We start from the raw sequence: 10,641 nt of genomic DNA, 5'->3' as shown, positions 1-10,641 counted from the left end.
TTTCCGGTCGTTCCCGCCTCGGAGAACTTATGGAAAACAATGGCTCTGGAGCGGCTCATGCGTTCGCCCCGTCCAGCCCGCTTACCGGCCCGAACGCCCGGCTGACCTGATTTGCGAAACAACAACCATCCGGATGCTCTCCGACGGTCGACCGCTCATCGGCGGGGTTTCGGTGATCGCGGGAATTTCCCGGCATCCGCGCCAACGATCGGGTGGAAACGGCCCCGCGAAGCCCTGGACGGCCTTGACGCCCAGGCGGCAGGACATCGTGCGGGCTGCCATCAACAACCTGAACTGCGAAAACGACGTTCAGGGAAGCGGATCCGGCTTCATCCTCGCGAAGCCGGTCGCGACCAGGCCTGGCGCTACAGAAGTCGCGCTTCGTGGCAAGCCCTGCGCCCGCGCCGAGTGGCTCCTCCAGTCCGCCGCCTGACCTCGTCCCACTGGGGCCCGCTTTGTCCGTGCAGGTCGCACAGATCCCTGGGGTGTCGGGCGGGAGCGCTAGGGAACTCTGGCCCCCACAACAGGCGAGCGGACTGTATCCGATCTATCACTTAGGGTTATATGAAGGGGTTCGTATGCTCCATCCCCCCAGGAGGCGACCATGCCGCACCCCCGCCCGACCACCCGACCGCCCGCTCGGTCGGCACCACCGCGCACCGTCCTGCTGCTGGGGGCCGCGGCCCTGACGGCGGCCGTTCCCGTCACCGTCTCCGCCGCGCCCGCCCACGCCGCCGTCACCTCCACCAGCGCCGCCGCCCAAGCGCCCGCCACCGTGTTCCTGCCGCCCGGCGCTCGTGCGCTGCGTCCGGGCGAGCAGTGCCCGCGCTTCGCGCTGTGCCTGTGGCGCGACTACGGCCGCAGCGGCCCGGGTTATGCCCTGCGCACGCTCCCCCTCCTCCGACCGCGCCTGTACCGGCTCTCCGATCTCCCCATGGCCTCCCCCCTCGGCAACGCCCGCAACAACGTCTCCTCCTGGCTCAACAACAGCTGCTCCCCGGTCCGGCTGCACGACCGCGACGCCGGCCACTGGACCCGGACGCTCCGGCCCGGCCAGGCCCTGGAGGAGCCGTACGCCTTCAACGACACCGTCGATGAGGTCCGGATCCTGCTGCCGACCACCAGGCACTGCTGACAACGGCCCGCCGGATCTCTGCTCCCGAACCAGATCCTGCGCAGCCGCGGTGGGGCGGCCACAACGAAGCCGCCCCACCAGCCCTTCAGCGCCGAGTTACTCCCCCAGCCCGCCATAACGCCCGCGAGAATCTGTTGCCGGGAAGTGGCCCCGGTTCTCTGCGGGCGCGAGGTTCCGGGGCCGACCGGCGACGCCTTGACCGCATCGACCTGCGCTCACGTGGCCCGTCTCCGCTCTATCGGTCCAGGGGGAGCCGCGGTAAGGGTCGTGATCGGTGACGGTTACGGTGGGGCTCGTGCGCATGGAGGCAGCTGAGGTGACGGTCGAAGGAGCGGGTCTGGAGCCGGGGCGGGTCGGTGCGGCGGTGGACCGGCTGCTCGACGCGCTCGAAGAGGTCGATCGGGACGGGTGGTACGCCGCGCTGGAGGTTGTCCGCCCCTGGTCGAAGCACAATCCGCGGCTGGTCGGCGAGTTCGCCCACCCGGGTGCCATCCGGTGGTACCTGCGGCGTGAGCTCCGCACCCTGCTCTCCCAGGGCGCGGACGTCACGGTGCGGGCGTCGCGCCGCCGCCTCTCCTTCGACGACCCGGACTTCTTCGCGGCGCTGGACGAGGAACGGTTCGACCTGCGGGCCAAGAAGTTGTTCCTGTTCGGCCCGGAGCGGATGGCGCTCTCCCTCGACCGGCTCTCCCACTACTGCGGCACCCCGGTGGAGTCGTTCCAGCGCTACGTGCTGTTCACCAACTACGCGATGCACATCGAGGCGTTCCGGGAGCGGTTCCCCGACGCCGTGGGCCCGGTCCGGGAGAACGTCCAGATGCCCGCCTGGCACCACCAGGCCGAGGACGGCGGTGGCGTCAGCATCGTCAACATCGGGGTGGGTCCGGCCAACGCCAAGACCGCCACCGACCACCTGGCGGTGCTGCGGCCCGACACCATGCTGATGATCGGCCACTGCGGCGGGCTGCGCAACCACCAGCAGATCGGCGACTTCGTGCTGGCGACGGCCTACCTGCGCGCCGACCACGTGCTCGACGACGTGCTGCCGACCACGGTCCCCGTGATCCCCACGCCGCGGCTCAACATGTTCCTCCTCGACGAGCTCGACGACCGCCGGGTCCCCTACCGGCTGGGCACCGTCTACACCACCGACAACCGCAACTGGGAGCTCAACCAGCAGCGGCCGCTGGCGACGATGCGGGCCGCGCGCTGCGTGGCGGTCGACATGGAGTCCGCCACGATCGCCGCCAACGGCTTCCGCTACCGCATCCCCAACGCCACCCTGCTGTGCGTCTCCGACCGGCCCCTGCACGCCGAGCCCAAACTGGCCGGTGAGGCGGCGGTGTTCTACAACAACAGCAAGCGCCAGCACCTGGAGATCGCGTTGAGCTGCCTGGACCGGGTCCGGCGCGAGCACCCCGGCGGACTGCCCAGCCAGGACCTCCGCGCCTCCGACGAACCCCTGCTCAGCGGCGAATGACCGTCACCCGGACCGGAGGGCGCTGCCGCGCTGCCACTGGTCCCACGTCTTCACCCAGTAGGACCAGCCGTTCGTCCACGGCAGGGGGCGCGTCGTGCCGGTGACGTCGACGACGTCGCCGCGCTGGGCGATGCCGAAGAACCACTGCGCGTCCTGCGGGGTCGCCCGGACGCAGCCGTGGCTCATGTTGGCGACGCCGAGGAACCGCTGGGCGGACGCCGCCCCCTGGTGGACGTACTCACCGCTGCTGGTGATCCGCACCGCCCACGGGATGTCCTCGGAGTAGCCGCCGTTCGCGGTGTCCTTGGGGTCGACGCCCATCCAGCGGGAGTCCATGTGCTCGACCCTCTTCTTGCCCATGACCAGGTGCGGGCCGCTCGCGGTGATGAAGTTGGGCCGCTCGCTGGAACCGGTGCTGATCCGCATGGTGCGCTTCACGACGCCGTCGATCCGCACCTTCATGATGTGCCGCCGGGAGTCCACCGTGGCGACGTGGGAGGGCCCGACGGCGAACGTCCTGGCGTAGTCGCGCGAACCGTAGATCCCCTTGCCCGCCGCGACGCCCGTCAGCCTGGCGGTGAAGCGGACCTTCTGGTGCGGCGCCCAGTACCTCTTCGTCCGGTAGACGGCCTGCTTCGGCGACGTCCAGTACCAGGAGCCCTCGACGGGCTTGTCCGACCGGACCTTCAGCGCCCGCTCCACCGCCGCCCTGTCGGTCACGTTCCGGTTGAAGTCCACGATGATCGGGAAACCGACGCCGACCTTCTCGGCGCTCGCGCCCTGCGGGGTGATGTCGGCGATGCGCAGGCTCCCGGTGGCCCCGACCGTCGTGAAGGCCGTCGTCACCCTGGTCTGCCTGCCTCCCTTCCCGACCGCGATCGCCTCGACGGTGTAGTCGGTGGACGGCTTCAACCCGACGTTCGCACGCCAGCTCGCGCGATCGTTCGTGAAGGCTCCCGAGACCTCACGATCGGCTCCGCGCACCTCGACGCCGGTCAGCGTCCCGTTCCCGACCGACACCGACACGCGCTGGTCGGGCCGCACCTTCTGCGTGCCGTCACCGGGCGTGACGGTCACCCTGGGGCCGGGCTCCTGGCGCGCGGTCGCGCCGGCCTTGTCGCCGTTCCCGCTGAACGAGCATCCGGCCGACGCGGCGACCGCCATCGCGGAGGCGGCCAGGGCCATTCTGATCTTCAATGCATGCTCCGGAGGGTGGAGGGATCCAAGAGGTATCCGCCGAAGATCGACTTTGCGTTCCATCGGGAGGACCGGCAGGCGAGGTCGAAGACGGCGAGCGCCTCGCGGACGCGCGGGCCTGCCGACGTGCGCGGTGCGGGCCCGCGCGTGCCGGACGAGCGCCTCGCCGACGCGCGGACCGGTTGTGCCGGGTCGGCGTCGCGGACGGGCGCGGCTTCCGCCAGGAGAGGCGGCGCGCTGTGGTCCCCCGATGCCATCCGTTCCCCGTTCCTCCTGCTCTGTACCTGTGAGATGTCCGGCAGGCAGGAGAAAGCGACAGAAGATGATCTCGAAACGATCACGATGGCCGGCCGCTGGAACCAGAACGGCGGAGCCTCATGGCGCGGTGTACGGCGACGCTCCCGGCCCTGGGCCGTCTAGCCTGGCGGGGACCCAGGACGCTCGAAGGGACGCGCATGTCATTCACCGATGAAGAGATCGCTTTCCTGCGGTCACAGCCGCTCGCCCGCCTCGCCACCGTCGGTGCGGAAGACCAGCCGGACGTGGTCCCGGTCGCCTTCGAGTTCGACGGGAGCCACTTCTGGGTGGGGGGTTCGGGCGATTCGGTCCTGCTTACCCGCAAGTTCCGCAACGTTGGCCAGGGCCGTTCGAAGGCCGCCCTCGTCGTGGACGACATGGTCTCCTTCGATCCGTTCGTCGTCCGTGGCGTTCGGGTGTACGGGGAAGCGGACGGACCTGTGGAGCGGGCGGGCATGGTCGGGCCCGGCCACTACCTGCGCATCACCCCGACGATCTCCTGGAGCTGGAACATGGCGGGCGAACCGGTCGGCGAGACTTGGTACGAGTCCCGGCGGGCGGTCCACAAGCGGCCTGGGACGAGCGCGGGCTGATCGGGCAGGCCCGAGTCATCGGATTCCCCGCGTCAGAGCCACGTAGTCGTCGATGCGGTGGCCCGTCCGCCAGGGACGTGCCACACCCGAGGTCCACCAGCGCCACCACAGCGACGGACGTGCGAGGACCTGCGGCAGCACCGGCAGCGGATCGTAGTAGGTCATCCGCCGGAACTCCCGTTCCACGGCCGCGACACCCCGCATCGGCGGGGCCAACGGCTGGGTCAGCACGACGTCCGGATGCAGGATCTCCGAGATCCGTTGTGGAGACGGGGCGTTCCAGAAGTCGATGAAGTTCGCGACGAACTGCTCGGCGTCCTGCATGCGCGTGGTTCCTTCCGGCGCTGACGGCGACGGCCTCGGGTGGGCTGGGCAAGTTCCTCGGGCGTCGGGGATCTATTGTTGATCGCATGGCGGTGTCGGTACTTCCACAAACGTGCGCCCCCGTACGGGTGTGGCTCCGGCTCGGGCATGCCGTCTACCTCGGCCCCGCACTCAACCTCGGCCCCCACTCCACGGCGATCGCCTGCCTGGGCGTCGGCCTCGACGCGCCCTTCACCGTCCGAAGCGACGGAGGACCGGACCTCACCGTCCGCAGCTTCCTGTTCCGCGCCCGGGTCCGGCACCAGATCCGCGACAGCACAGGCCGGATGTTGTACTGCTACTTCGACCCGACCTCGACGCGGATGTCCCGGTGCCTCGGCGGCATGCAGCGCGTGGTCGGCGGATTCGGCACCGACCACGGCCACGAGGCGCGGCTGATCGACCTGGCCACCCGGGACGAGGTGGACGTCGAGCGGTTGCTGGCGGCGGCCAGCATCCCCGTGCCGGACCTCGCCGACGCGCGGATCGCCCACGCGGCCGCCCGCATCCGGGCCGACCCCGCACGCCCGCAGCGCGCCGAGGCCGCCGCGCGCCAGGTGGGCCTGTCCAGATCACAGTTCCTGCGGAAGTTCTCCGACCAGACCGGCACCAGTTTCCGCCGCTACGTGCAATGGGTGCGGATGTTGCGCGTCGCCGAGGCCCTCGCTCACGGTCACGACTTCACCCGCGCCGCCGCCGATGCGGGATTCGCCTCGCCGTCGCATCTCACGGGCACCTTCCGCAGCATGTTCGGACTCACCCCCACCGCCCTGACCGCCCTCAACCCCCGGATCGTCCTCGACGAAGCCGGTCACGACCGCTGAAGCGAACGTGTTTCCGGGTGTACCCGGGCCGGTTCAGGACGCCGCGGCTCTCAGCTCGTTGCACTCGATGTGGAGATCGCGGCATGGGCCGCGCTCAGGCGCTGCGCCTCAGTGCGGTGGGAGTGGTCTCCCGACGCCTGGTCCGCCCATGCGAGCAGTCGGCGCAGGTGCGCGTCGGCGGTGTTCGTCACGATGGGCGGGGTGCCGAGGGCGACCTCGCCGCTGGTCCCGTCGATGGTGATGAGCGTGCCTTCGCCGAAGGTGCGGCCACCGGCCCGCACCGAGGCGTCGGCGGCGTCGATGGTCAGATCGGTGACGCCGACGACGGCGGGTTTCCCCATCGCCCGCGCGACGACCGCGGCGTGGCTGGCCGGTCCGCCGCGCGTGGTGAGGACGCCCGTGGCGGCGGCCAGCCCGCGCAGGTCGTGCGGGGACGTCTCGGGACGGGCGAGGATGACCGGGCCGTCGGCGGCCATGCGCACCGCCGCGTCGGTCGTGGTCGCGATCCTGCCGGTCGCGACGCCGGGGCAGGCGCCCACTCCCCCGCCCAGGACGTCGGCCTCCGCCGCGGCCATGCGAGGGGTGCGAACGTGCCGGAGGTGGTGCGGCGAGACCCTGAGCAGCGCTTCGTCGCGGGTGATGAGCCGCTCGTCGGCGAGGTCGGTCGCGAGGCGCACGGCGGCGGCTCCGACGAACCGGCCGGGCCGGGCCTGGAGGAGCCACAGCTCGCCTGCCTGGAAGGTGAACTCGACGTAGCAGGCGTCGCGGTGGTGCGCCTCGATTCGGTTGAGGGCGCTGGTCAGGGCGTCCCAGATGGGTGGCTCCCGGTCGGCGAGCTCGCGCAGGGGGTGCGTCAGTGATCGGCCCGAGACGACGTCCTCGCCCTGGTGGCCGAACAGGACGTCGCCGAACGGGGCCTTCTCCCCGGTGTTGGGGTCACGGCTGAAGGCGACGCCGGTGCCGCTGCGGTCGTCGCGGTTGCCGAACACCATCGCCTGCACGATCACGGCGGTGCCGAGGTCGTGCGGGATGTCGTGGAGTTTGCGGTAGGTCCGCGCGCGGGGTGTGTTCCAGGAGGAGAAGACGGCTTCGACGGCCAGTTCCAGCTGCCGGGCCGCGTCGTCCGGGACCGTCCGGCCGGATCGTTGCCGTAGGAGGTCCTCGGCTGCTTCGATCGTGTCGGCCTCTGGGACGGTGTTGGTGAGCGCGGAGGCGAAGGTCGTCAGGAACCGCAGTCGCGAGTTCAGCGCGAAGCGCGCGTCGCCGGTCTCGGCCGTCAGCCCCGCCGTGGCCTGGGTGGTGAGGCCGAGGTTGAGGATCGTGTTCATCATGCCGGGCATCGACACGCCCGCTCCGGAGCGGACCGAGACGGCCAACGGCCTCTGTGTTCCGCCGAACCGGCGTCCCGTGGCGGTCTCCAGCCCGCGCATCGCGGCCGTGAGTTCAGCGTCGAGGCCGGTGGGGAGACGTCCTTCGCGCAGGAAGGCGCGGCACGCTTCGGTGGTGACGACGAACCCCGCGGGCACCGGCAGGCCCAGACGGTGCAGCGCCACGAGGCCGTGCGCTTTGGCGCCTATCGTCTCGGCGGTTTCCCCGACCTGCGCCGAGAGCGGGCGAATCCACCTCACCGGGCGATCCCGAGCGTCGCGAGCAGGTCTTCGTGCAGCTCGGCCCACACGGTGTGATACGCCGAGATGTCGTCGACCAGGTACTCCAGCCGTCCCGCTTCGGCGCGTTCGAGGGCGAGCGCGAGGCGGTCCCGGTAGCGGCCGAAACGCGGCAGGGCCGCCGCCAGGTCGGCGCAGACGATCTCGGCCCGCCGGTGGAAGGCGGTGAACTGGCCGAGCACGCGGGCGTCGTAGGCGGGATCGGTGTGGTCGTTGGCGGTGACGACACCGTCGAGGGGGCGCATCTGCCAGGCCGTGCACAGGTCGAGCAGTTCCGGGTTGAGCGCCATGAAGGCCCGGTACGCCGCCGTCACGGCCGGGCGGGCACCGGCCGAGTCGAGCTCGCCGGTGATCCGCTCGGCGTCCGCGACGCGGCCTGCGTCCGTCAGCCCCCAGGCGCCGAACCGGCCGCCCTGGTAGGTGACCAGGCCGGCGACCGCGAGGTCGATCAGCTCGGACTCGGCCTCGGACTCGTCCATGCACGTGGCGGCGGCCACACGCGCGACGCCCGAGTGGCCGCCGCAGCGCAGGGCGTGCAGCACCAGCAGTAGGGGGTCAAGCGCGTTCATGTCCCCGCCTTTCGTGGGCGGCCGCGTGGGCGGCGCCTCGTCCGTGCGCTCGGGCGACGACCGCGCCGCCCTCGATCCGGACGGCGGCCTCGGTGCCGTCGTCAACAGGGGCCAGGCCGGCGGCCGACGCCGCCACGGCCGCGTCATCGATGACCAGCCGCAGGTGCCGCCAGGTCCCGGGGGGGAACACGCGGCGCAGGCAGGAGGCGAGGTCGGCGATCCTGAGCCGGACGAGGTTGCCGGTCTCGGCTGGGTCGCCGGTGACGACGACCACCGTGACCTGCTCGCCGGCCCGAGCCGAACGGACGGCCTCCTCGGCCGCGTCCAGGCGGCGCGCGCCCAGCACCGCCACCAGACCGTCGACGCTGAGGTCCACCTGCTCGCCGGTGATGAGATCCGGCAACCCGGTCGGCGGCGTCCAGGCGTCCTGGCACCGTTCGGCGGGCTTGACGAAGGGGAGGTGGGGCGGCGCCCAGGTGTCGGCCAGGTGCAGGTCCGCCAGGTGTTCGCAGGCGCGGACCCGGTCGAAGGAATCGCCGAAGCCCGGTGCCAGCTCGGCGAGCAGGGCGGAACCGCCCAGCAACGTCAGCGCCAGCTCGGCGAGCCTGACCCGCCGTGGCGCGGGGTCGTCCGGCCCGCAGGTCTCCAGCGCGACGGCGAGCAGGAGCGCCTCCAGCCGGACGGTCTGCGCCAGCACGGTGCGGCTCTGCTCGTCATCGACGACGTCGACCAGCGAACGCAGTTGCAGGCGGCCCCCCGGCGCGGGATCGTCGACCAGCGGCAGGCGCTCCAGCCACGTCCGGGCGAACGAGCCGAGCGCGTCGGCGAGGGAACCGGGCCGTTCGGCGGCCTCGTCGACGCGGGCGTTCTCGACCATCTCGACGAGCACCGCCAGGTACAGCGCCCGCTTGCCGGGGAAGTTGGAGTACACCGCCCCCCGGGTCAGTTCCGCCCGCTCGGCGATCCGGTCGACCTTCGCCGGGGCGTAGCCGTGCTCGACGAACTCCTGCCTGGCCGCCGCCAGAACCGATGCGCGTGTGCGCGCCTGCTGCTGGACACGCGTCAGCCGGGCCATCGCCGCTCCCTCACCACACCAATAAGATACTCAAGACATCGGAATGTTATCACCATCTCAATTCTGATCGCTCGCCCGGCGTCGCAGAACCGGAATCCGAGCGCCCAGATAATTGACCGAACGCCATTATCTGAATAATGATGCTCTCCACATAACGCCAAAATCTGGAGTGGCGATGCTGAGCGTCTCACTGTCGAAGAGCGCCCGCCGCGGGCTCGGGTCGGCACTGGCCTGCGTGCTCTCGCTGGCCCTCCTCCAGGGACCGGCGGCGGCCGCGCCGGGCGTGCCGCCGCCTCCGGCCAAGGACCCCTTCTACAAGCCGCCGTCGCCGCTGCCCGCAGGCCGACCCGGGGACGTGATCAGGGCGCGTCCCTCGGTCTTCACGCTCGACCCCGGACGCAGGTCCCCGTACGGCGGCGTCAAGGCATGGCAGCTGCTCTACCGATCGGAATCGGCCACGGGCGGCCCCATCGCGGTGTCGGGCACGGTGCTGGTGCCCGCCAAGCCATGGGCCAGGAAGGGCAAGCGCCCGCTGGTGTCCTACGCCGTGGGGACGCGGGGCCTGGGCGACAAGTGCGCCCCCTCGTACTCGCTCAGCCGGGGCCTGGACTACGAGGAGCTGTTCATCGCCGACGCCCTCGCGCGAGGGTGGGCGGTCGCGGTGACCGACATGCAGGGGCTGGGCACCCCCGGGCGGCACACCTACGTGGTCGGACGCTCCCAGGGCAAGGCCGTGCTGAACATGGCGCGGGCCGCGCAACGCCTGCCGGGAACGGGGCTGGACACCGGCGGACCGGTCGGCATCTGGGGCTACTCCGAAGGCGGCGGCTCGGCCGGCTGGGCGGCGCAGCTCGCCGCCTCCTACGCGCCGGAGCTGGCGGTGAAGGGGACCGTCGCCGGGGGCATCCCGGGCAAGATGCGGAAACTGCTCGCCCACAACGGCGGCCCGTTCACGCTGCTGCTGCTCATGGCCGCCGTCGGCTACGACGCCGCCTACCCCGAACTCGATCTCGACCGCTACCTGAACGACCGCGGCCGCCGCATGCTGGCCAAGTACCAGGACGCGTGCGTCGCGCACGTGGACGTGCTGCCGCTGTTCCTCGACACCGCGTTCCGCCGCATCAGCGACTTCACCGTCCGCGACCCGCTCGACGACCCGCGATGGCGCGCGCGGCTGGACGAGAACGATCTGGGGCTGATCGCGCCGAGCGCCCCGGTGTTCGACGCGCAGGCGCTGCTGGACGAGGTGATCCCGTACGGGCAGGCCGAGCAGGTCCGCAGGGACTGGTGCGCCCGGGGCGCGAACGTCACCTGGCAGGTCTACCCGGTCGCCGAGCACCTCCTGGGCGCGGTCTTCGCCGAGCCCGCGTCGGTGGCCTTCCTCGACGACCGCTTCCACGGCCGCCCGACCCGGGGCAACTGCGCCTGACCCGGGCGCGCG

The 10,641-nt window shown here is 71.4% G+C and carries 11 protein-coding genes; 6 read left to right on the top strand and 5 right to left on the bottom strand.

From position 1 onward, the window contains the following. The first annotated feature begins 133 nt into the window (after positions 1 to 133). From AH6_RS43430 to AH6_RS05000, 3 genes are all read left to right on the top strand, one after another. Positions 134 to 433: a hypothetical protein gene (locus AH6_RS43430; protein WP_157431272.1), complete on the top strand. Its 300-nt coding sequence runs from the start codon at positions 134 to 136 to the stop codon at positions 431 to 433. Between the two features lie 171 nt (positions 434 to 604). Further along, positions 605 to 1,135: a hypothetical protein gene (locus tag AH6_RS05005; RefSeq protein WP_067474239.1), complete on the top strand. Its 531-nt coding sequence runs from the start codon at positions 605 to 607 to the stop codon at positions 1,133 to 1,135. 301 nt (positions 1,136 to 1,436) lie between these two features. After that, complete coding sequence (locus AH6_RS05000; RefSeq protein ID WP_067474940.1) at positions 1,437 to 2,615, top strand: phosphorylase family protein; 1,179 nt, start codon at positions 1,437 to 1,439, stop codon at positions 2,613 to 2,615. Between the two features lie 3 nt (positions 2,616 to 2,618). Here the strand turns inward: AH6_RS05000 and AH6_RS04995 are convergent, their stop codons facing one another. Beyond that, positions 2,619 to 3,812 (bottom strand): L,D-transpeptidase, encoded by a 1,194-nt coding sequence (locus AH6_RS04995; RefSeq protein ID WP_169807797.1) that lies wholly within the window; start codon positions 3,810 to 3,812, stop codon positions 2,619 to 2,621. A 455-nt stretch (positions 3,813 to 4,267) separates the two neighbouring features. Here AH6_RS04995 and AH6_RS04985 point away from each other — a divergent pair, with 455 nt between their 5' ends. Further along, positions 4,268 to 4,702, top strand: a complete 435-nt coding sequence (locus tag AH6_RS04985; RefSeq protein WP_067474233.1) for a PPOX class F420-dependent oxidoreductase — start codon at positions 4,268 to 4,270, stop codon at positions 4,700 to 4,702. Between the two features lie 15 nt (positions 4,703 to 4,717). On the opposite strand, the gene AH6_RS04980 is transcribed toward AH6_RS04985, so the two are convergent. Continuing rightward, on the bottom strand, positions 4,718 to 5,026 hold the full coding sequence (locus tag AH6_RS04980) for a nuclear transport factor 2 family protein (RefSeq protein WP_067474231.1): 309 nt from the start codon (positions 5,024 to 5,026) through the stop codon (positions 4,718 to 4,720). Positions 5,027 to 5,112: 86 nt separating this feature from the next. Here AH6_RS04980 and AH6_RS04975 point away from each other — a divergent pair, with 86 nt between their 5' ends. Continuing rightward, a complete protein-coding gene (locus AH6_RS04975) occupies positions 5,113 to 5,889 on the top strand; it encodes a helix-turn-helix transcriptional regulator (protein ID WP_067474228.1) in 777 nt (258 codons plus the stop codon). Positions 5,890 to 5,939: 50 nt separating this feature from the next. Here AH6_RS04975 and AH6_RS04970 read toward each other — a convergent pair whose 3' ends face one another. From AH6_RS04970 to AH6_RS04960, 3 genes are read right to left on the bottom strand one after another with little or no spacing between them, the layout of a single operon-like run. Further along, on the bottom strand, positions 5,940 to 7,517 hold the full coding sequence (locus AH6_RS04970) for a pyruvate, phosphate dikinase (protein ID WP_067474226.1): 1,578 nt from the start codon (positions 7,515 to 7,517) through the stop codon (positions 5,940 to 5,942). After that, positions 7,514 to 8,125 carry a transcriptional regulator gene (locus AH6_RS04965; RefSeq protein ID WP_067474223.1) on the bottom strand — a complete coding sequence of 204 codons (612 nt, stop codon included), beginning with the start codon at positions 8,123 to 8,125 and terminating at the stop codon, positions 7,514 to 7,516. The genes AH6_RS04970 and AH6_RS04965 overlap by 4 nt, the downstream gene beginning before the upstream one ends. Beyond that, the gene (locus AH6_RS04960) at positions 8,112 to 9,200 is read right to left on the bottom strand and encodes a TetR/AcrR family transcriptional regulator (protein ID WP_067474220.1); all 1,089 of its coding nucleotides are present in this window, start codon (positions 9,198 to 9,200) and stop codon (positions 8,112 to 8,114) included. Before AH6_RS04960 ends, AH6_RS04965 begins: the two co-directional genes overlap by 14 nt. 175 nt (positions 9,201 to 9,375) lie before the next feature. Here AH6_RS04960 and AH6_RS04955 point away from each other — a divergent pair, with 175 nt between their 5' ends. Then, the gene (locus AH6_RS04955) at positions 9,376 to 10,629 is read left to right on the top strand and encodes a lipase family protein (protein WP_083982231.1); all 1,254 of its coding nucleotides are present in this window, start codon (positions 9,376 to 9,378) and stop codon (positions 10,627 to 10,629) included. Positions 10,630 to 10,641: the final 12 nt, after the last annotated feature.

The sequence above is a fragment of the Actinomadura hibisca NBRC 15177 genome (assembly GCF_001552635.1).
GTDB lineage: Bacteria > Actinomycetota > Actinomycetes > Streptosporangiales > Streptosporangiaceae > Spirillospora > Spirillospora hibisca.
The sequence above is the reverse complement of the archived record's forward strand: the minus strand, read 5'-3'. Positions and strand labels throughout refer to the sequence as shown.